This is a genomic window from Haloarchaeobius litoreus, from assembly GCF_024495425.1.
In the GTDB taxonomy this organism is placed as follows: domain Archaea; phylum Halobacteriota; class Halobacteria; order Halobacteriales; family Natrialbaceae; genus Haloarchaeobius; species Haloarchaeobius litoreus.
Genome location: NZ_JANHJR010000003.1, coordinates 1,010,711 through 1,030,467 on the forward strand (window position 1 = coordinate 1,010,711; position 19,757 = coordinate 1,030,467).

The 19,757-nt window shown below is 68.4% G+C and carries 23 protein-coding genes; 10 read left to right on the forward strand and 13 right to left on the reverse strand.

The window, feature by feature from the left end; translation table 11 throughout:
* The first annotated feature begins 61 nt into the window (after positions 1-61).
* On the forward strand, positions 62-490 hold the full coding sequence (gene sufU / locus NOW55_RS17455) for a Fe-S cluster assembly sulfur transfer protein SufU (protein WP_256401387.1): 429 nt from the start codon (positions 62-64) through the stop codon (positions 488-490).
* A 21-nt stretch (positions 491-511) separates the two neighbouring features.
* Here the strand turns inward: sufU and NOW55_RS17460 are convergent, their stop codons facing one another.
* The 9 genes from NOW55_RS17460 to htpX form a co-directional block, all read right to left on the reverse strand.
* Positions 512-1,120, reverse strand: coding sequence for a helical membrane plugin domain-containing protein (locus tag NOW55_RS17460; protein WP_256401388.1), 609 nt, complete (start codon positions 1,118-1,120; stop codon positions 512-514).
* A 10-nt stretch (positions 1,121-1,130) separates the two neighbouring features.
* Positions 1,131-2,273, reverse strand: a complete 1,143-nt coding sequence (locus NOW55_RS17465) for an NAD(P)/FAD-dependent oxidoreductase (protein WP_256401389.1) — start codon at positions 2,271-2,273, stop codon at positions 1,131-1,133.
* Positions 2,274-2,276: 3 nt separating this feature from the next.
* Positions 2,277-2,516, reverse strand: a complete 240-nt coding sequence (locus NOW55_RS17470) for a sulfurtransferase TusA family protein (protein WP_256401390.1) — start codon at positions 2,514-2,516, stop codon at positions 2,277-2,279.
* Positions 2,517-2,578: 62 nt separating this feature from the next.
* Complete coding sequence (locus NOW55_RS17475) at positions 2,579-2,977, reverse strand: DsrE family protein (RefSeq protein WP_256401391.1); 399 nt, start codon at positions 2,975-2,977, stop codon at positions 2,579-2,581.
* 121 nt (positions 2,978-3,098) lie between these two features.
* Positions 3,099-3,470 (reverse strand): DUF8147 domain-containing protein, encoded by a 372-nt coding sequence (locus NOW55_RS17480; RefSeq protein WP_256401392.1) that lies wholly within the window; start codon positions 3,468-3,470, stop codon positions 3,099-3,101.
* Between the two features lie 54 nt (positions 3,471-3,524).
* Positions 3,525-4,556: a DNA repair and recombination protein RadA gene (gene radA / locus NOW55_RS17485; protein ID WP_256401393.1), complete on the reverse strand. Its 1,032-nt coding sequence runs from the start codon at positions 4,554-4,556 to the stop codon at positions 3,525-3,527.
* A 218-nt stretch (positions 4,557-4,774) separates the two neighbouring features.
* Positions 4,775-5,380, reverse strand: a complete 606-nt coding sequence (gene pspAB, locus NOW55_RS17490) for a PspA-associated protein PspAB (RefSeq protein ID WP_256401394.1) — start codon at positions 5,378-5,380, stop codon at positions 4,775-4,777.
* A gap of 35 nt (positions 5,381-5,415) precedes the next feature.
* Positions 5,416-5,868: a hypothetical protein gene (locus tag NOW55_RS17495; protein ID WP_256401395.1), complete on the reverse strand. Its 453-nt coding sequence runs from the start codon at positions 5,866-5,868 to the stop codon at positions 5,416-5,418.
* Positions 5,869-5,872: 4 nt separating this feature from the next.
* Positions 5,873-6,748 carry a zinc metalloprotease HtpX gene (htpX, locus tag NOW55_RS17500; protein WP_256401396.1) on the reverse strand — a complete coding sequence of 292 codons (876 nt, stop codon included), beginning with the start codon at positions 6,746-6,748 and terminating at the stop codon, positions 5,873-5,875.
* 137 nt (positions 6,749-6,885) lie between these two features.
* Here htpX and NOW55_RS17505 point away from each other — a divergent pair, with 137 nt between their 5' ends.
* The 3 genes from NOW55_RS17505 (at position 6,886) to NOW55_RS17515 (ending at position 9,498) form a co-directional block, all read left to right on the forward strand.
* Positions 6,886-8,019 carry a 60S ribosomal export protein NMD3 gene (locus NOW55_RS17505; RefSeq protein WP_256401397.1) on the forward strand — a complete coding sequence of 378 codons (1,134 nt, stop codon included), beginning with the start codon at positions 6,886-6,888 and terminating at the stop codon, positions 8,017-8,019.
* A gap of 1 nt (position 8,020) precedes the next feature.
* Entirely contained in the window at positions 8,021-9,154 is a 1,134-nt protein-coding gene (locus NOW55_RS17510) for a class I SAM-dependent methyltransferase (protein WP_256401398.1), read from the forward strand.
* Positions 9,155-9,216: 62 nt separating this feature from the next.
* Positions 9,217-9,498 carry a hypothetical protein gene (locus NOW55_RS17515; RefSeq protein WP_256401399.1) on the forward strand — a complete coding sequence of 94 codons (282 nt, stop codon included), beginning with the start codon at positions 9,217-9,219 and terminating at the stop codon, positions 9,496-9,498.
* Positions 9,499-9,661: 163 nt separating this feature from the next.
* Here the strand turns inward: NOW55_RS17515 and NOW55_RS17520 are convergent, their stop codons facing one another.
* Complete coding sequence (locus NOW55_RS17520) at positions 9,662-11,503, reverse strand: helicase C-terminal domain-containing protein (protein WP_256401400.1); 1,842 nt, start codon at positions 11,501-11,503, stop codon at positions 9,662-9,664.
* Positions 11,504-12,293: 790 nt separating this feature from the next.
* Between NOW55_RS17520 and NOW55_RS17525 the strand changes: the two genes are divergently transcribed.
* A complete protein-coding gene (locus NOW55_RS17525) occupies positions 12,294-12,881 on the forward strand; it encodes a DUF7474 family protein (protein ID WP_256401401.1) in 588 nt (195 codons plus the stop codon).
* Positions 12,882-12,920: 39 nt separating this feature from the next.
* Here the strand turns inward: NOW55_RS17525 and NOW55_RS17530 are convergent, their stop codons facing one another.
* Complete coding sequence (locus NOW55_RS17530) at positions 12,921-14,243, reverse strand: vWA domain-containing protein (protein ID WP_256401402.1); 1,323 nt, start codon at positions 14,241-14,243, stop codon at positions 12,921-12,923.
* A gap of 268 nt (positions 14,244-14,511) precedes the next feature.
* Here NOW55_RS17530 and NOW55_RS17535 point away from each other — a divergent pair, with 268 nt between their 5' ends.
* A complete protein-coding gene (locus NOW55_RS17535) occupies positions 14,512-14,868 on the forward strand; it encodes a hypothetical protein (RefSeq protein WP_256401403.1) in 357 nt (118 codons plus the stop codon).
* A gap of 23 nt (positions 14,869-14,891) precedes the next feature.
* Here the strand turns inward: NOW55_RS17535 and NOW55_RS17540 are convergent, their stop codons facing one another.
* Positions 14,892-15,635: a DNA polymerase sliding clamp gene (locus NOW55_RS17540; protein WP_256401404.1), complete on the reverse strand. Its 744-nt coding sequence runs from the start codon at positions 15,633-15,635 to the stop codon at positions 14,892-14,894.
* A 282-nt stretch (positions 15,636-15,917) separates the two neighbouring features.
* Between NOW55_RS17540 and NOW55_RS17545 the strand changes: the two genes are divergently transcribed.
* Together NOW55_RS17545 and NOW55_RS17550 are read left to right on the forward strand one after the other, a co-directional pair.
* A complete protein-coding gene (locus NOW55_RS17545) occupies positions 15,918-17,117 on the forward strand; it encodes a glycosyltransferase family 2 protein (RefSeq protein WP_256401405.1) in 1,200 nt (399 codons plus the stop codon).
* Positions 17,118-17,173: 56 nt separating this feature from the next.
* Entirely contained in the window at positions 17,174-17,947 is a 774-nt protein-coding gene (locus NOW55_RS17550; protein ID WP_256401406.1) for a 23S rRNA (uridine(2552)-2'-O)-methyltransferase, read from the forward strand.
* A 31-nt stretch (positions 17,948-17,978) separates the two neighbouring features.
* Here the strand turns inward: NOW55_RS17550 and NOW55_RS17555 are convergent, their stop codons facing one another.
* On the reverse strand, positions 17,979-18,158 hold the full coding sequence (locus NOW55_RS17555) for a ribbon-helix-helix domain-containing protein (protein WP_256401407.1): 180 nt from the start codon (positions 18,156-18,158) through the stop codon (positions 17,979-17,981).
* A gap of 264 nt (positions 18,159-18,422) precedes the next feature.
* Here NOW55_RS17555 and NOW55_RS17560 point away from each other — a divergent pair, with 264 nt between their 5' ends.
* Positions 18,423-19,268, forward strand: coding sequence for a DUF2391 family protein (locus tag NOW55_RS17560; RefSeq protein WP_256401408.1), 846 nt, complete (start codon positions 18,423-18,425; stop codon positions 19,266-19,268).
* Positions 19,265-19,696 carry a hypothetical protein gene (locus NOW55_RS17565; RefSeq protein WP_256401409.1) on the forward strand — a complete coding sequence of 144 codons (432 nt, stop codon included), beginning with the start codon at positions 19,265-19,267 and terminating at the stop codon, positions 19,694-19,696. The genes NOW55_RS17560 and NOW55_RS17565 overlap by 4 nt, the downstream gene beginning before the upstream one ends.
* Positions 19,697-19,757: the final 61 nt, after the last annotated feature.

Sequence of the window (19,757 nt, forward strand, 5' to 3'; positions counted from 1 at the left end):
TTGACTCTCGCAGGGCGCTGCGGAACCCTTTTCCACCGAACTCCCCTATCCACTGCCAACAATGGGACCTGGCTCGGACATGTACCGGCAGCAGATCCTCGACCACTACAAGAACCCCCGGAACTACGGGGAGATCGAGGACGCCACGTTCTCGCACGTCGGCGAGAACCCGATGTGCGGCGACGAGATCCGTATCGACGTGAAGCTCGAGGACGACGGGGAGACCATCGCGGGTGTCGCCTTCCGCGGCGACGGCTGTGCCATCTCGCAGGCCGCCGCGAGCATGTTCTCGCAGGAGGTCCGCGGCAAGACGCTCGACGAGCTCGCCGAGATGGACCGCGACGACATGACGGAGATGCTCGGCGTCGACATCTCCCCGATGCGCGTGAAGTGTGCGGTGCTCGCCGAGAAGGTGGCACAGGACGGCGCGGACATCTACCGCGGCGAGCTCGACCTGGGGAAGACGACTACCGAAGAAGACGACGAGTGAGCGGGCTGGACGAACTCGTTCTCACGCGGAGCCGAGCGCCCTGGCAATGGCGACCAGGTAGCCCAGCCCGCGTTTGACCTCGGGGTCGCGGGTCGCCTTCACGAGCCCGAGCGCCCCGACCGGCTCGGGCTCCTCGGCGCTGGCGTCGCCGACCGCGTCCAGCATGCGTTCGAGCCCGCGGACGGTCTCGGGCTCGGCAGCGGTGTCGGCGAGTTCGCCCAGTCCGCTGCCGGTGGCGGCGAGACGCATCACCATCTCGTCGTCGAGTGCGCCGTTCGCGAGCGCGAGCAGGTCCGACAGCGCGGCGAGGTCGTCGAGCGTCCCGTTGCGCTGGAGTTCGGCGACCGTGGCCATGGCGTCGGCGAGCTCGTCACCGTTCTCGCCGACCGCCTCCGCGAGCCGGACGGCCTCGTCGGTCGCCATCGCGTCGGCGGACTCGGCGAGCGTCGAGCCGGTGCCGGCGAGGCGGGTGACCATCTCGTCGTCCAGCGCGCTCGTCCCGAGTTCCAGCACGTCGAGCAGCTCGTTCACCCGGTCGAGCCGGGCGACGAACTCGGCGACGGCTTCGGGGTTCCGTTCGATGGCCTCGGTGAGCTCCTCGGCCTCGAGCTCCTGTGGGGTTTCTGCCATCGGTATCACCTCAGAGCAGCCCCCTGGCGGTCAGCCAGTAGGTCTCGTTGTACGCGAGCTTCGCCCAGTGGACGGGCCGGGACTCGTCGCGCAGCTCCGGTGGGTGCTCGTAGTCGAACTCGACGAACGTCGCCTCGTCCATGCCCGCCTCGATGAAGCAGACGGTCTTCCCGTCGAACGTCGCCGTCGGGAGCTGACCGCGGACCTCGCTGGCGATGCGGTCCGCGACGACGTCGGCCTCGTAGTGGGCGACGGAGCCGGCCTTGCTGGTCGGCACGTCGGCGGCGTCGCCCATGGCGTACACGTCCTCGGCGTGCTCGGCCTCGAGGGTGTGCCTGTCGACGGCGACCCAGCCGTCGTCGCCGAGGCCGGAGCCGGCGATGAGGTCGTCGCCCGCGTGGGGCGGGATGGCGACGAGCAGGTCGTAGTCGAGCTCCTCGCCCTCCATCGACCTGATGACGCCGGCTTCGGGGTCGACCTCCTCGGCGTTGAAGAAGGTCTCCGTGTGGATGTCCCGCTCCGCGAACCGGGGCTCCATCCAGTCGGAGACGGGTTCGAGCCCGTGCAGGCGCATGATGGGGTAGGTGTACGTGATCTCAACCTCGTCGCGGATGCCGCGCTGGCGGAACCACTCGTCGGCCATGAGCGTGAACTCGACCGGTGCGGCCGGGCACATGTGCGGGACGCCGACGACGCTGAGCACGAGGTGACCGCCCTCGAACTCCGCGAGCGCGTCCCGGAGCTTCTCGGCACCATCGGGGCCGTAGAAGTGGTGGCCGCCCTCGACGAGGCCGGGCACCTCGTCGGGCACCAGCTTCGCGCCGGTCGCGAGCACCAGGTGGTCGTACGACAGCGTGTCGCGGCCGTCCTGCAGCTCGATGGTCTTCGCGTCGGTGTCGATGCCGACGACGCGGTTGATCTCCAGGTCGACCCGCCGGTCGACGAGGTCCGCGAGCGGGCGGACCGCGTCCTCGACGGTCTTCTTCCCGAACGGGACGTACAGGTACGTCGGCTTGTAGACGTGGTCGGGGGAGTCGTTGACCAGCGTCACCTCGACCTCGCCGGCCGTGACCTCGCTGTCGAGGTCCTCGACGAGCCGGTTGGCCAGCACGGTGCCGCCGGTGCCGCCCCCGACGATGACGATCCGGGTCATGGGTCAGGCCTTCTGGACGTAGATGCTCCAGTAGTCCTCGTGCTCGACGGTCTCGACCAGCTCGTGACCGGCCTTCTCGACCCACTCGGGCACGTCGCTGACCGACCCGCGGTCGGAGGTCTGCAGTTCGAAGACGGTGCCGCTGTCTGCCGTCTTGACCTTCCCGATGAGGTCCATCAGGGGGCCGGGGCAGCCGGCACCGCGTGCGTCGATCGTTACGTCGGCAGTGAGTTGTTCGCTCATTGTTGGATATCTCGTGATCTGGTGTGGTGTTCTGATGGCGGTGCGGTCGGCGACGGGGCAGCTCAGACGAATATCACCTGCTTGTCGCTGGCCTTGGTCAGGAAGCCGGAGACGCCGAGTTCCCCGTCGAAGATGTCGACGTAGTCGTCGAGCTCGCGGCCCCACATCTCCATGGCCATCGTGCAGGCGTAGAGGTTCATCGGGCCCATCTCCCTGGCGTCGCGGAACTGCTCCGTGAACAGGGGCACCTCCGTCTCCTCGCTCGTCAGCATCGCCTCGCCGAGCGGTCCCGTCGTGAAGTCCCGCGTCTCGACGACCTCGTGTTCGAACGGGCGGAGCCCGTTCATCGTCACGAACACGTCGACCGGGATGTCCGAGGCTGCGGCGATGGAGCCGATGATGCTCGCTGCGGTGATCTTCTCGAACTCGTCCGTCGCGACGACGAGTGCGTAGCCGTTCATGGTGTCTTCACAGGTAGAGGTTCGACACCGACGGATATAGTATTGCACTTCAATTCCAAGACTGTGGGAAACAGTGGACGTGACGGATCACCGCGGGACGGAACGACGAACCCCCGGACGACTACTCCGCGACGGCCCGCGAGGGCGGCCGGAGGTAGTCCACGACCACCACCGCCACCGCGAGCACGATGCCGCCGAGGAACTGACCCTGGAAGCCGACGCCGTCTATCACGTGTGCGTACCGCATGAACCAGATGCCGAGGAAGGCGTACGCGAAGGCGGCGTAGCCGAGGGCGATGCGCTCGACGGCGGCACTCGCACGGCCGAGACCGACCCAGACGCCGACGGCGGCGGCGAGCCCCGCGAACAGGCCGCCGAACACGCCGATGATGCCGCCCGGGATGTCGGGGATGACCGAGAGGATGGCCGCGCCGACGAGCAGGAACGTCGTCGCACCGCTGCCGAGCGCGATGAGGAGTCGTCGCCAGTTCATACCTGACGGTACGTGGTCGGGAAGCGAAAAACTAGCGCCGAGGCCGAAGCGGCGTTACTCGGGCCGCAGCCCGCCGTCCTGCACGCGCATCACGGCCTCGCCGTCGGCGAGGTTCGGCGCGTCGACGAGCCGCACGATGCGCTTGTCGCCCTTGGACTTGCGCAGGTACATCCGGAAGGTGGACTTGTGGCCGAGGATGTTGCCACCGATGGGCTGGGTCGGGTCGCCGAAGAACGAGTCGGGGTTCGAGGCGACCTGGTTCGTCACGACGACGGCGCAGTTGAACAGGTTGCCGACCTTGTCGAGGTCGTGGAGGTGCTTGTTGAGCTTCTGCTGGCGCTCTGCGAGCTCGCCACGGCCGACGTACTCGGCGCGGAAGTGGGCGGTGAGCGAGTCGACACAGAGCAGGCGGACGGGCCACTCGCCGTCCTCGTGCTCGCCGGCGAGCTCCTGGGCCTTCTCGGCGAGGAGCATCTGGTGGTTCGAGTTGAACCCCTTCGCGACGTGGATCTTGTCGAGGATGTCGTCGACGAGCTCGTCCATCGTCTCGTCGTCGTCGGGCGAGCCCTCGATGCCGCGGTCCTCCAGGGTGGCCTCGATGGCCTCCTCGGGGAGTCCCCGGACCATGTCGTCGATGCGCTCGGGGCGGAAGGTGTCCTCGGTGTCGATGAAGATGGTCGAGCCGCGCAGCCCGCCGACCTCCTTCGGGAGCTGGACGTTCACGGAGAGCTGGTGTGTGACCTGGGACTTGCCGGCCCCGAACTCGCCGTACACCTCGGTGATGGACTGGGTCTCGACGCCACCGCCGAGGAGCTCGTCCACCTCGTCGATCTGCCAGCTGAGCTTGCCGATCTCGTTGCGTCGTTCGAGCACCTGCGAGCCGGTCTCGAAGCCGCCGATGTCGGCCTCCTCACGGGCGGCCTGCACGATGTCGGCGGCGCTGGACTCGCCCACGTCGGCCGTGTTCGATAGCTCGGAGGGGGCCGCGACAGCGATGCCCTGGAAGGAGTCGAAGCCTGCGTCGCGGAGCTTGTCTGCCGTTGCCGGTCCCACGCCGGGGAGTTTCTCGAGGTCTACGTCTGCCATACCTGTCCGTGAGTCCCGATGGGGTATAAAGCCCCGTAAACAGGGGAGTGAAAGTGAAAGTGGAACGTGGCATGGGGGTGGACTCGGTAGCAGGGCGAGGGATTAAACCGGAAGACGGGGGCGAGACGGTCAGCTGTGGCCGGCTCGCGGGCCGACGCGCGGGTCGACCAGCGCGAGCGCGGGGTCGGCGAGGGCCGTGACCCGTCACCCGATTCGTCTCACTCCCACGGATGTGTCCCGCTGTTGCTCGGCCACAGCGGGTACCAGTACTGCTTGTCCGTCTCGATGTCGAGCTCGCCGTCGAGGTTGCTCTCCAGCTTGAACTCGAGGGCGTCGTCGCGCTCCTGGCCGCTGCGGGGGACGAACGGGTAGTACGCGCCGCGGCGGAACGAGTAGATCCAGTAGGCGGTGCGGTCGTCGTTCGCGAACCCGAAGACGGCGGCGAGCAGCCGGGAGCCGTAGTCGCGCTCGATGAACGTGTCGGCGGCGAAGTGGATGCTGGTGACGAGGTCCTCCGGGTCGTCGTCGTGGAGGACGACCCACTGGTAGCCGTGGTCGTCCTCGCGCAGGTCGAAGTCGGTGCCCGTCTCCTCGGAGCCGGCCGCGAGGATGTCCTCGACCTCGCGGACGGCGTCGGCGAAGTCCGTGCTGTCGACGCCGGAGAAGCAGAGTGCGGCGTCGCCGGTGGACGCGTAGTCGAGCTCGGTGGCCATCGTGATGTACGCCGTGCTCATCCCGAAGAGGTCCTCGGGGTCGGCGGCGCGGGCGGCGTCGGCCTCGGCGCGGGTGCCCAGCATCTCGCGGATAGAATCGAACAGCCCCATATCGGGCGAAAAGACCGGGACCGCCTTAGGCCTCCCTATCGCGGTGCCCGGTCGTCCCCGCCGGTCGCGCCCACGTCCCAGATGGTCCGCCCACCGAGGAGCGCCGCGAGGACGCCGACGAGCGCGACCAGCGGCGAGACGACGGTGTCGACGCGGTCGAACAGGCCCTGCGCGGGGAACACCTGGACGCGGTACACCTGTCCGTCGAGGCGGACGTAGTCGGCCTCGATGAGCGGGACGACGGCGGCGCTGTCGGCCCCGCGCCAGCGCGTCGCCTGGTCGCCGTCGACGGCCTCGCGGAGGGTCGCCCGCGCGGAATCGGCGAGGCTCGAGGCGTTCGTCACGCGGTCCTCGGCCACGGCTCCGTCCGCGGGTTCGGCGACCACCTCGACGGTCGTGTCGCCGGGTTCGAGGTCGAGGTAGACCGGGTGGGCCGCGACGAGGAGGCCGACGACGAGCAGTATCGCCCCGGCTCGCGCCCGGTCCATCGGTTCAGGTCGCCTCCATCTCGCGTTCGAGCTGCTGGAGGGCATCGATGCGGCGCTCCATCGAGGGGTGCGTGCTGAACAGGCGGGTGATGGTGCCGCCGCTGACCGGGAAGATGAAGAACGCGTTCATCTCGGCCTGCTCGCGCATGTCCTCCTTCGGGGCCCGCTCCATCCCGCCGGAGATGCTGGCGAGCGCGGACGCCAGCGCCGCGGGCTTGCCGGTGATGACCGCCGCGCCCCGGTCGGCCGCGAACTCGCGGTAGCGCGAGAGCGCCCGGATGAGCAGGTAGGAGATGATCCAGACGACCAGCGAGACGGCGATGGCGACGAAGACGCCGCCGTTGTTCCGGTTGCGGCCCCCGCCGAAGAAGAAGCCGAAGCGGACCACGAGGAAGGCGATGGTCGAGAGGAACGACGCGATCGTCATGACCATCACGTCGCGGTTCTTGACGTGGGCGAGCTCGTGGGCGAGGACGCCCTCCAGCTCGTCGCGGTTCAGCGTCTTCAGCAGCCCGGTCGTCACGGCGACGGCCGAGTGCTTCTGCGAGCGACCGGTCGCGAACGCGTTGGGCACCTGCGAGTCGACGACTGCGACCTTCGGGACGGGCACGTCGGCCTGCTGGGAGAGCCGGCGGACCATCCCGTGGAGCTCGGGGTACTCGTCCTCGCTCACCTCCTTCGCCCCCATGCTCCACAGCGTGAGCTTGTCGCTGAAGAACCACTGCGCGCCGGAGAACAGCGCGAACACCAGGACGATGCCGGTGAAACCGAACCCGAGATACACCGACAGCGCCCCGATGAAGGCGAGATACACCGCCGTCAACAGGAACATCGTGACGAACATGCGGAGCCGTAGCCCCCAGTCCGCTTTCCATTGCATATTCGCAGGAAGGAGTCGAGCGGTCTAAAGTTCGTCGCCGTCGGCGAGTCGGCCCAGCGATGCCACGCCAGCGAGGGACGCCGCCGTCCACCGCCGAATCCTGCGCTTTATACGGCAGAACGGCCTACGAGTCGGTCATGACCGACCAGCGCTCGTTCTGCCCCCGTTGCGGGGAGGCGATGTCCGAGGCGGCCGCCAGCGACCCGCTGGGCAAGTCCGACGTGGGCGTCTGCGACGACTGCTACTTCGACCAGTTCGAGCTCGTCGACGCGCCGGAGCGCATCGAGGTGCGCGTCTGTGCAACCTGCGGTGCCGTCTTCCGGGGCCGTCGCTGGGTCGACATCGGCGCGGAGGACTACACCGACGTGGCAATCGAGGAGGTGTCGGAGGCGCTCGCGGTCCACGTCGACGCCGAGGACGTCTCCTGGCAGGTCCAGCCCGAGCAGGTCGACCAGAACAACATCCGGATGCACTGCCTGTTCTCGGGGGTCGTACGCGGCCAGTACCGCGAGGCGGAGGTGACGGTGCCCGTCCGTATCGCCCGCCAGACCTGCACCCGGTGTGGGCGCATCGCCGGGGACTACTACGCCTCCATCGTCCAGATTCGTGCGCTCGACCGCACCCCAGACAGCGAGGAGATCGAGCGCGCGAAGGAGATCTCGAACATGGTCGTCGACCGGATGGAGGCGACGGGCGACCGGAACGCGTTCGTCACCGAGATGGGCGAGACCGACGATGGGCTCGACGTGAAGGTCTCGACGAACAACATCGGCAAGCAGATCGCCGCGAAGGTGGTCGAGGAGTTCGGCGGGGCCTGGACCGACCACGAGACGCTCGTCACCGAGGACGAGGACGGCAACGAGGTGTACCGCGTCACCTACGCCGTCCGCCTCCCGCCGTACCGACCCGGCGACGTCATCGAACTCGCGGACGAGGACGACGACGGCGGCCCGGTGCTCGTCAGCAGTGCCCGCGGCAACCTGAAGGGTGTCCGGGTCACGACCGGCGAGCGCTACGAGGCCAGCTACGAGGAGGGGGACGCCCCGGACGCCCGGAAGCTCGGCACCGTCGACGACGGCGTCGAAACCTCGCTGGTCGCCGTCGAGGACGAGCACTCCGTGCAGGTGCTCGACCCGGAGACGTACCAGGCGAAGACCATCGCCCGGCCGGACTACTTCGAGGCGGACGGCGACACGGTTCGGGTACTGAAGAGCCGCGCCGGCCTGCACGTCCTCCCGCCCGAGGACGACGACGAGGACGACTGGTGGTGAGATGAACGACGGCAAGCGCGGCGACGACAACGGCCAGCCCGGCGACGACGAACGCGGCGACGAGGTGGACGCCCTCCCCGAGGTCGCGGACGCCACCGCCGACGGCCCGCTCGCCGTCGTCGTCGCACGGGAGCGCGCCGAGGTCGCCATCGCCAGCCTGCGCGCCGAGGGGGTGTACGACGACGACCGACGGGTCCAGCCGGTCCCCGAGGCGGCCGTCGCGCTCCCCGTCACCGAACCACCCACGGAGACGAGCGTCCGCCGCGTCGTCCGCCAGACCGACCCCGAGCCGCGCGCGCCCGACCTCGCGACGCTGCTGCGCGAACGCGGCTGGGACGACGCGGCCGTCGAGCGCGCGCCGTCGTCGTGGGCCGTCGTCGGCACCGTGATTCTGGTCTCCCTCACCGACCTCGACGCCGACGAGGAGGAGGCCGTCGGCGAGGCGCTGCTCGAACTCCACGGCGAGGCCGACACCGTCTGCGCCCGCGCGGGCGTCGACGGCGAGTTCCGCGAGCCCACCGTGCGGGTCGTCGCGGGCCTGGGCGACACCGAGACGGTCCACGTCGAGCACGGGACCCGGTACGGGCTGGACCTCGCGCGAGTCATGTTCTCCCCGGGCAACCAGGCCGAGCGCGTCCACATGGGCGAAGCCACCGGCGAGGGCGAGCGCGTGCTCGACATGTTCGCCGGCATCGGCTACTTCGCGCTGCCGATGGCCCGCGCCGGGGCGACCGTCACCGCGGTCGAGAAGAACCCCGACGCGTTCCGGTACCTCGGCGAGAACGCCGCGAACAACGCCGTCCTCGACCGGATGGAGCTCGTCCTCGGGGACTGCCGCGACGTCGAGACGACGGCCGACCGGGTCGTGATGGGCTACTACGACGCGGTCGCCCCCGCCGGGGATGGCGACGACGGCCGGAGCTACCTCGACGCCGCCTTCGACGCCGTCGTTTCGGGTGGAACGCTCCACGTCCACGCGACGGAACCGGCGGACGACCCGTGGAGCCACCCCGTCTCGCGCCTGGAAGCCGTCGGCGACGCGCACGGTCGCGAGGTGACCGTGCTCGACCGCCGCGAGGTCAAGAGCCACAGCGAGGGCGTCGTCCACGTCGTCGTCGACGCGCGGGTGGACTGACAGCCGTCCCGGGGCAGGTCCGAACCAGAAGGGATTTCCCGCTCCCGTGAGCCGTTCCGACGATGCCCTCCACACGAGACGCGGACCTGCGCTGGCTCCTCGGCGAACTCCCCTGGATACTGCTCGGCGTCGTCTCGATACTGCTCGCGACGTGGTTCGTCGAGACGGTCGGCCACCTCCTCCTCGACCTCTTCGAGTCGGTGTTCGTCCACGGGCTCGGACTCGCCCTGTCGTACGAGCTCTACGGACTGCTCCTCGACGGGGTCGATCTGGCGACGGCAGCCGTCCGCTGGACCGGCCTGTTCGGACTCGCCGCCTACGTCGTCCGCCGCGCGACGGCCTGAGGCCGAGGGATTGAAGCCCTCGGAGGCAGAAGACGGGAGTATGCCCGAGTTCAACCGCCAGCAGATCATCGCGCTCTTCTTCGTCGCGCTGATGCTGCTCTCGTCGGTCGTCGGCGTTCTCGCGGCGTTCTGAGCCGCTCCCCGACACACGTCGACCGGCCGGTCAGCCGTCGGTGTCCCACACGTCGGCCATCGGTGACCTCGACGACCCCGAGCGGCTGCTGCGCGACCGGCTGTAGCCGCTGCCCCCGCTGGTTCCACCCGACCCGCCGTCGCCCTCGCCGCCGCTGCTCTCGCTCCCACTCCCGCGCTGGTACCGTCGGCCCGCCGCGGCTCCCTCGTCCATCCCCGCGAGCGCCGCGCTCGGGTCGAACTCGGGGAGGTCCGGGTCTGAGAGCCGGTCGACCTGCTCGGCGAACCACGGCGGCGTGTCGCTCCGCGCGCGGTCGAACAGGTCGACGAGGCTCGAATCCGCGAGGTAGGTGTGGCCCCAGTCGTCGGGCGCGCGGACGACCCGGCCGCAGGCCTGGATGACGGTCCGCAGGGCGGAGCGGTAGTACCACGCCCACTGGCCCTGCTCCAGCCGGTGTGCGACCCGGGAGTCGCCGGTGTTCAGGAACGGGGCCTTGCAGAGCACCTGCCAGCGACAGAGGTCGCCCTTCAGGTCGAGCGCCTCCTCCATCTTCACCGAGAGGAACACCTCGGGTTCGTCGGTGGCCTTCCAGCTGTCGAGCTCGCCGTCGCGGTCCTCACGGGAGTGCGTGCGGACCCGCGCGCCGACGCCGAAATCACGCAGGAGCTCGGCGAGGCGCTCCTGGATGCCGTAGGAGTGGCAGTGGACCAGCCCCTTCTCGTCGGGGTGGTGCCCCATCACGCGCGTGACGACGCGGGCGACCTTCGGCAGCGTCTCGTCCCGGTGCTCGTAGGTCATCTTCCCCTGGGTCACGTCGTACAGCGGCCGGTTCTCGACGGGGAACGTGTGCTCGACGTCGACGAGGGCGGTGCGCTCCGGCGGGAGGCCGACCTGCCGGCAGAACGCCTCCTTGTTCAGGATGGTCGCCGACAGCAGCGCGAAGCGGTTCCCCCGGTCCCAGACGGTGTGCTTCAGGTACTTCTCGGGATTCATCGGCTTGATGGTGAGCGGGCCGCCCTCGCCGTCGTTGGAGCCGTCGTCGGGGTCCTGGTCGACCAGCCACTCCGTCGCGCTCTCGGGGTCGCGGTAGTCGCCCACGAACCAGTCCAGCTCGCCGATGCGCTCCTGCAGCCGGTCCCGCAGCGACACCTCCGCCGCCGACAGCTCCGGCTTGCCGATGAGCTCGTCCTTCCGACGCTTCAGCGTCCCAAGCAGCGCGTCGGCGTAGTCCACCGCCCGGTCCAGCGAATCGATTTTTGGTACTCTGAGGTCGTCCCAGTTCGGCAGCGTCTGCGGGCTCAGCTCGATGGTCGCGTACATCTCCGCCCACTCCGCCAGCCCGTGCGCCTCGTCGACGACCACGACGTCCCGCTTCCGGAACACCTCCGAGCCCGCCGTCTGCATGAAGTACGCCAGCGTCATCGCCGCGATCTCGCGGTTCGACGCGATGGCCCGGTCCGAGAAGTACGGACAGCGGTGGCGCACCGAGCAGTCGTAGCCCGCCTCGCGGACGCACGGTGCCCGGTTGACCGGCGTGTCGCGCTCCCCGGGGAGGATGCAGTTGTAGTTCGACTTCCCGCGGATGACGTTCAGGTCCTCCAGCAGCGAGTCCGCGGCCACGTCGTCCAGCTGCGAGACCTGCGGCGTCGTGTAGTACGCCCCGCTCGCGTCGCTCGGCGCGACCTCGTCCACCGTCGCCGCACAGCCCGCGATTGCCCTCGCGAGCAACGATTTGCCGCTACCCGTCGGTGCGCGGACGAGGACGACCTCGTTGCCCGCGTCGAACGCCGCCTGGATGTCTCTCAGCGCCTGTTCCTGGGCACCGCGGTAGGAGGGCGCGGGGAACTCCTCGAAGATTCGCGACGGGTCCACTCTGTACTGTGGGAGTGTTCGATGTGGTGTAAAGTCTCCGAATGAGGCTAGTGCTCGGGAGGTGCTGGTTCGGTTACTGCGACTGCTGCTGGTGTTGACGACAGTCCGTATATCCCATTTGTCGTGGGATTCACTGACGACGACAACGGCCAGAAAGCCCCGAGGCGCTCGGCTCCCGGGACCCACGCTGCGCTCCTCACTTCGTTCCGGTGCTTGCGGAGTCCGGGTTCGCCGAGCGCCTCGCCCCTTTCAGCCCCACCCACCGCAACCGCCCTCGAACCTCCCCAGCCTCCTGCGGTGCTCGCTGGCGCTGCGCTCCTCGTCCCTCGCGCGAATGGCTCACGGCCTCGCTGCGCTCGGCACGTTCGCCAGCCGCGCGCCACGGTGAAAAGTTTACAATATTTGTAAACCTTGGATGGTTCGACGACACCGTCACCAGCCACACGGCCAAGACAACCCGCGCCGCTAGGCGCGTGGTTGTCGAGGGGGAGGGCTGGTGCGGTGCGGTCGCGGTGCAGACGGGCGGGACTGAAAGGTGCGGCGGGCGACGCGAACCCCGGCGAAGCAAGGACCGCAGGTACGAGGACCGCAGCGAGCCGCGGGAGCGTCACCCGCCGGGGCTTTCTGGGTTGTGTCGTCGCGAGCTGTTTCTGCGTTTAGCGGAGCTTTCTGGCTGGATTCGTCGCCGATTCTCGCGGTTTCGGTGACCCACGCAACCACAACGACGGTTCCAACCGAGTCCGATACCGGAACGGTACACTCTTAGACGAGCACTCCCCTCACTGTGGACGTGGCACGCCACTTCGAGTATCCCTGTCCCGACTGCCGGAGCACGAACGACCTCCACGACCCGGAGTGTCGGTTCGCGGGCGTCGAGTGGCACGCGGTCGAGAAGGCGTACGCGGACGTGCTGGCGGCGCTGGCGGGCGGGGTGAAACACGAGGACGAACTGCCGTCGGTCGCGGCGGACTGGGGCGGGCTCCAGAACGCGGCGCTGGAGCACCTGCGGACGGTCCAGCGGGTCGAGGAGCACGACGGCCGGCTGGAGCTGCGCTCGCCCGACGAGTACCGCGAGCTGCTGACGACGCCGCAGTACGAGCCGGTGAAGACCGTCTACGAGTACGGCTCGGTGCCGGGCTGTCACGACAACAGCGTGTTCGCGCTGGTCGCCTACTACGAGATGGTCGGGCTCTCGTGGCCGGAGACGCGCGAGCAGGTCATCGAGTGGCTGCACGAGACGGGCACGTGGGAGCGCGGCGGCTTCGCCGAGGACTCCCCCGAGGAGCTCGTCGAGGCGAAGCGACACGTCTACGAGGCGGGCTACGGCTGGAAGCAGGCGGCACGCGAGGCGAAGGCGGTCATCGACCGGTATCGGTGAAGCGTCGGAAAAAATCGAAGCGGCTGTTCGACGGCAGTGTTACCGTGCCCGGGGGCCACCGCCACGGTTCGACGGGAAGCTCTCGGCGAACGCTTCCGCGGCGTCTTCGGTGCAGAAGAACGCCACGAAGCTGATGGCGTGCGGTGCGATGTACTCCGCGGTGACCTGACCGTCTTCGGCGACCAGTTCCTGCACTTCGAGCCCGCGCCCGGCCTTGACGACCGCGTAGACCGTGCAGTACCCGGTGTCGAAGGTGGCGGTCATGGGTTCGAACTCCTCGCCGTCCTTGTTCACGTAGCTGCCCGCCGTGTAGGAGACGAGGCTCTCGTCGCCCGTCTCGAGGACGAAGTCGTACGCGACGCACTCGTCGTCGACGGTCTCGACGCACTCGAACTCGTACTTCGCGAGCAGGCCCTCGTCCTCGCACTCGTCGCACTCGTCGCAGATCTCCGAGAGGAGGTTCCGCAGCGCGGCACCGAGCTCGCTGGAGTTCGCGACCTGCACGTAGTCCTCGGGCGCGGTCGCGATGCGGTCGCGGAGGTAGTCGTCGTCGACGCCGCTGCCGATACCGACCGCGACGATGCGGGTGCCGTCGGCCTTCGCGACCGTGGCGACCGCCTCGGTCTCGTCGCGCTCGCCGTCGGTGATGACGGCGTCGGTGCCGGTCGAGCCACCGGTGTACGCGTAGGTTTTGTCGCCGTCGCCCTCGGGGTCGAAGCCCGTCGTCGCGGTGGGAACGTAGCCGGAGACGCCGCCGACGGTGCCGTCGGCCTCGTCCTCGGGCGGGTTCGACCCGTTGCCGACGATGCCGTTCTGGTAGTTCGGCTCGCCGTCGGTCAGGAGGACGATGACCTCCTTGCCGTCGCGGCCCTGGCCGTCGAGGATGTCGTCGGCGAGGTCGAGTGCCGCGGCCATGTGGGTCCCGTTCTCGTTGGGCGGCGCGACGCCGGGGATGGCGGCCTTCATCGCGGGCCGGTTGTCGGTCGTGCCGTCCTGGGCGAGCAGGAGATACTCCTGCGTGCCGAAGTCGTAGGCCTTGCCGGTGTCGCCGAAGGTGACGACGCCGAGCTGGTTGTCGTCGTTCAGCACGTCGACGAAGCTCTCGGCACCGGATTCGATGTCGCCCCAGAGGGCGGAGCCGATGGAGCCGGAGTAGTCGAGCGCGAGCACGATGTCGAGCGTCGCGTTACAGGTGTCGATGCGTCCGTCGGTGTGCTCGTCCGCGAGCACGGTCGTGCTCGACAACGGCAGTCCCAGTCCGAAGACGCCGGTCGTCAGCGCCGTGCTCTGTAGCACGCGGCGTCGCGAGATTCCGGTTGCGGTCTTCTCTCGGTCGTCTGTGGTGGTGATCGGTGTTTCCATAGCTGGTGCTTCTCGTGCGAGGTGACGGTCCCTGACTCCCAACCCCCCGGTCGAGAATTACCTTCGAGTACGCCGTTCGAGGGCATAGTTGCGCGTTCCCTGCCGACGGTTCGTGAACCGTTCAGGGGGCCGGACGACCGTTCGTGCCATCCCGGCGACGGCCCCCACGGCTAGCGCTACGGTGACCCTACGTTCGTTCACGCTGACTCCTGTGCCCACCTCGGCGGACGACGTTGTGCTTTTCCCGGCGCGACTCCAACCCCGGCACATGACAGGGTCGTCGCCGGGCTACCGGGACGTCGTCGCGGGCGTGACCGAGGCCCACTGGCCGGTCGCGCTCGTCGCGTTCGTCCCGTTCCTCGGCTACTTCGTCGCAACCGACCAGCCGACACTGGCGCTCGCGATGGCCGCGACCGCGCTGGCGGCGGCCCACGCGTTCGTCGTCGGTATCGCGCTTGGACGAGGGGACCGGAACGTCGCGCTCGGGGTGGGCGCGCTGACAGCGGTCGTCGTCGCCGTGAGCGCCGTCGCCCTCGTCGAACTCGCCGCGGTGGTGTTCCTGTTCGGGTCGCTGGTCTGCCTCCCGGCCGCGTCACTCGGGCACGCGGCGTGGCGGCGAGCGTGAGAAAGGAGAGAGCGAGAACGGCCTCAGTCGCTCTGGATGCGCGGTGCGAGCACGAACAGGACCGAGCCCTGCCCCTCGGCGATGGGGAAGGTGATCTTGAGGGGGAACTCCGCACCGAGTTCGAGCGTGACCTCGGCGTCGGCGGGGATGGCCTTGTTCATGTCCTTCAGGTAGTCGAGGCTGAACAGGGAGCGGGCGTCGCCGGCCTGCAGGTCGATGAGCTGCTCGGTGGTGAGTTCGAGGTGGACGTCGTCGGTGTCGCCCTCCGCGTCGACGTAGAACAGCTCGTCGTCGGCGTCGACGCCGAGTGCGATGTGGTCGGAGACCATGTCGGAGGCCTTGACGGCGCGGTTGATGTCCTTGCCCTCGATGACGATCTCGGCGGAGAGGTCGAGGTCCGGGATGTCGGGCTCCTGGCGGATGCTGTCGGGGTCGATGAGCGCGAGCGTGTACTCCAGCCCGTCGATCTGGATGTGGAGCTTGCGTGTCTCCTCGTCGAGTTCGAGCTCGACGAGCTGTCCGGCGTCGGCCATCCCGGCGATGTCTTCGAGCCGGGAGAGGTTGACGCCGATGACGCCGCCGTCGGCCTCGTATGACTCGAACGCCTCGGCGGAGAGCCGCAGGTCGACCATGCCGACGTTGGCGGGGTCGACGGCGCGTATCTCGATGCCGTCTTCGTCGAGGTGGACCTTACACTCGTCCACCAGGACGCTCACGGAGTCGAGCGTCGTCTTGAGCGTCTCGGCGCTCACGATGGCCTTGAACATGTTGAATCACGCTACGAAACCGGACACTAAAAAAACACCCTTTCGGTCGCGCGAGCGCGTGTGAATCGCCCAGTCGCACGGCTCTCAGAAGTTCGTCACCGTCGCTCCCGGCCCCTCGACGGTGAGTCCGTCGAACGTCAGGTCGCCCGTCCCGAACGTCGCACCTCCCCCGGCTTTCGACCGTTTAATCCATTCAAACCCGCAGACGGCGTCCGAAACGGTTCGAACTCGACTGGACCGTCTCGGCGGTTCATATGGCCGTGAGCCCGAGCCGGGGACACGATGAATACAGAACGTATCACGCTCACGACGGTCGGCGCGGTGCTGCTGTTCGCCGCGCTGGCCGTGGTGGTGCCGTCGGTGACACTCGGCCTCGTCGAGTGGCAGCGCGCGCTGGCACTGCTGCTGTGGGCCACGACCACGCTGTTCGCGCTGACGGCGCTCGTCTGGGTCGTTCTCACCTACGTCGTCGGTGCGAACTACGAGCCGCCCGAACCCGTCCACGGCGGCGACGACGTGCAGGTCCGCATCCTCACCATCGACGCCGCGTCCGTCGTGCAGGCGACGGTCGACTCGCTCCCGGCCGAACTCGACGACGTCCACGTCGTCGCCGAGGCGGACATCGACGTCGACGGCGCGACCGTCCACGTCGTCCCCGACGGGTTCGACTGCGACGCCGTCCGGAAGGGTCGCGCCATCGAGTGGGCACGCCGCGCGCTCGACTGCGACCGCGAGTTCGTCCTCTACCTCGACGAGGACAGCCAGATGGCGTCGTTCGACGGCCTGCCCGACGCCGACGTGGTGCAGCTCCGCGAACAGCCCCGCCGGACCGGCTCCGTGCTGTCGTACCTCGCCGATGTCTACCGGATGGGCGTCCAGATCGAGCAACGCGCGTTCGCCCGCCTCTCCATCCCGCTGTTCGCGTGGGGTGGCGGCATCGCGGTCCGGGAGTCCGTCGAGCAGGAGGTCACCTGGGACCGCGAGACGCTCGTCGAGGACACCGCGTTCGTCTGGGCGGCCGCCCAGCAGGTCGAGGACCTCAGCTACGAGCTGGCGTCGACGACCTGCCGGAACGAGGCCCCGCCGTCGCTCTCCGAGATCACCCAGCAGCGCCGTCGCTGGGCTGCAGGCAACGTCGAGGCCGCGACGGGGCTCCCGCTGCGCTACCAGCTGCTCACCCGCATCCGCAACTTCGCGTGGGCGCTCTCGCCGGTGGTGACCCTCGTCGCCATCCCGCTGTCGGTGCTGGGTCTCGGTGTCGGCACCGGCGGGCTGTTCATGGTCCTCTCGTTCGGTCTCGGGCTGCTCACGCTGTTCTGGTACGCCCGTGGCCTGCAGTGCTACGGCCGGGACGAGCTGAAGTGGAGCCTCGCGCTGCCGCTCGCGCCGCTGGTCACCGTCGTCCACTCGATGGGGACCGTCGTCGGCATCCTCAACCCGCCCGGCGAGTTCCGTGTCACGGAGAAGGTGGGTGGGCGGTGAGCACGGAACGAAGGCCCTAACCGCGCTCGCGGGCTACAACAGGCAACTGACCACCCATGGCGCGCAAGGACCACTGGTACAACAAGTCGAAACAGGAGGGGTACCGCTCGCGGGCGGCGTACAAGCTCAAACAGCTCGACCGGAAGGAGGGGCTGTTCGGCCCGGGCAACACGGTCGTCGACCTCGGGGCCGCCCCCGGCGGCTGGCTGCAGGTCGCCGCCGAAGAGGTCGGCTCGCAGGGAACGGTCATCGGCGTCGACTTCCAGCGCATCAAGGCGTTCGACGAGGAGTACGACGACCGGGTCGAGACCATCCGCGGCGACATGACCGAGGAGGACACGAAGGAGCAGGTCCGCGAGGCTGCCGGGAACGAGGTCGACGTGGTGCTCTCGGACATGGCCCCGAACATGACCGGCGAGTACCAGCTCGACCACGCCCGCTCGGTCCACCTCGCCCGGCAGGCGTTCGAGACCGCGCTGGACGTGCTCGACACCGGCGGCGACTTCGCCGTGAAGGTGTTCCAGGGGCAGGACCTCGACGACCTGCGCGAGGACATCGAGGCCGAGTTCCAGTACGTCCGGACGACCACGCCCGAAGCGTCGCGCGACGAGTCCTCCGAGGTGTATCTGGTCGCCAAGCACCGGCTGACCGCGCCCGTCCGCCCCGGCGACACCATCGAGGTGACCATCGAGGACGTCGGCAGCGAGGGCGACGGCATCGCCAAGGTCGACGGTTTCACGGTGTTCGTCGACGGCGCCGACGAGGGCGAGACCGTCGAGGTCGAGGTGACCGAAGTGAAGCCCCGTTTCGGCTTCGCGAAGCCGCTGTAGCTGGTTCTCGCCGTTCTTCGCGCGTCGTCTCCTACTCGTCGTCGTCCTCCAGCCGGTCGTGACGGGCGTCTATCTCGTCGAGGATGTCGAGGTTCTTCCGGATGGACGAGCGGACGGCGTCCGAGCGGTTGACGAACTTCCCGTCGTCGCCGACGTGCTCGTCGAGGTCGTCGAGCAGTTCCTGCGGAATCTCGACGCTGATCTTGGGCATCCCACTGTCACCGTACAGAGACGGACGTGGCTATTCGGACGGCTGTACTGCGGTCGCTGTGATGTTCTGCTCCCATAGTATTCTCTGGCGAAGATGCGAATCGGACGATTAAAACGTTACTGCTTACAGGAGTTCACGTCGGTCCGGCGAACGAACGGCGTCAGATCGCCCTCGGCGGAGCCTCTCTGTGCGATGGCGTCGGTACCCTGTCGTTGCCGGAGTAACCTCACTATAATTTTCACCACGGGACGGTACCTTCGGGCAATGGAACTCGCCGTCGAACTCCGGGAGCAGGGGCGAGGAATGGCGGGCGCGCTCCTGGTCCTCGGCATCTCCTTTGCCTACACCGTCGAGAGCTGGCGGCTGGCTGCCGATATTTCGGCCGTCCACCTGCTCGGGTTCGTCGTCGCCGGCCTCGCGCTGGTCGTTCTGATCACGCGCAGTGTCGGCTTCAGATCCGACGAGGACGCCGAGTCAGGAGGGACCGATACCGGGCTGCGTCGGGACGGCGGGTCGCCCCTCTGGGTCGAGTTCACCGAGATCGTCTTTCAGAGCCTCTTCATCGGGTACGCGACGCTGGCTCTGCTCGGGGTCGTCGATCTCCGGACGCCGTTTCCTGTCGTCGTCCGAATGGGGCTGATACAGGTCGTCCCGCTCGCGGTCGGCGCGGCGCTGGCCAACGAGTTACTCAGCGGCGAGCAAGAGGAGCTCTCCGAGGCGGGGTTCCCGCAGAACCTCGGCGTGTTCGCGCTGGGGGCGATCTTCTTCGCTGCCCCCATCGCTCCGACGGGCGAAATCGGGCTGATCGCCGCACAGATCGACTGGACACGGGTCGGCGTGCTCCTCCTCGTCACAGTTAGTGTCACGTATCTGATGCTCTACGAACTCGAGTTCCGCGGCCAGTCCCGACGGCTTCAGGGTCGTTCGCGCTGGCGACAGGTCGGCCAGACCTGTATCGTCACCGTGGTGGGGCTCCTCGTCGCCTTCGGGTTGCTCGTCGCACTCGGGGGCATCGAGAGCGAACCGGTCGCGACCTGGACGCGTCGGACGGTCGTCCTCGCATTTCCCGCCGCCATCGGCGCAAGCGGCGCACGCGTGATCCTCGGATGACACCCGACGAGCAGTCCGAGACGGACGCGTCCGGTACAGACGACGACACCGCGACCGAAATCGCGGGCGGCGACCTCCTCGAGACCGGCATCATGATCGTCAGCGCCCTCCTGCTCGTTGGTCTGCTCGGGTATATCGCGTCGCAGGCAATCGTCGCGCCCACTGCCGCCGAGCCGACCGCCACCATCGACTCCGTCGAGCCGTTGCCGTCCGACAGTCCACAGGGAGGGAGCATTCGCGTGACAGTCAGTCTGGAAAACGAAGGAGAAACCGGCCTCAGTTCGGTCGAAGTAGTGGTTCGGTGCGGGAGCGTCGAGCGCTCGCTGGTTTTCACGCACGTTCCAGCCAGGGGACACCGGACCGGCACCGTCATCTGTCCTCGGGGAACGACGCCGACTGCCAACATCGCGGCCTGGATCGAAGCGTGAGCGTGCAGTCGCCGCCTGCCGTTTCCGCTCGAAGGCTCGTCGAAAGACGGGTGACGTGGTG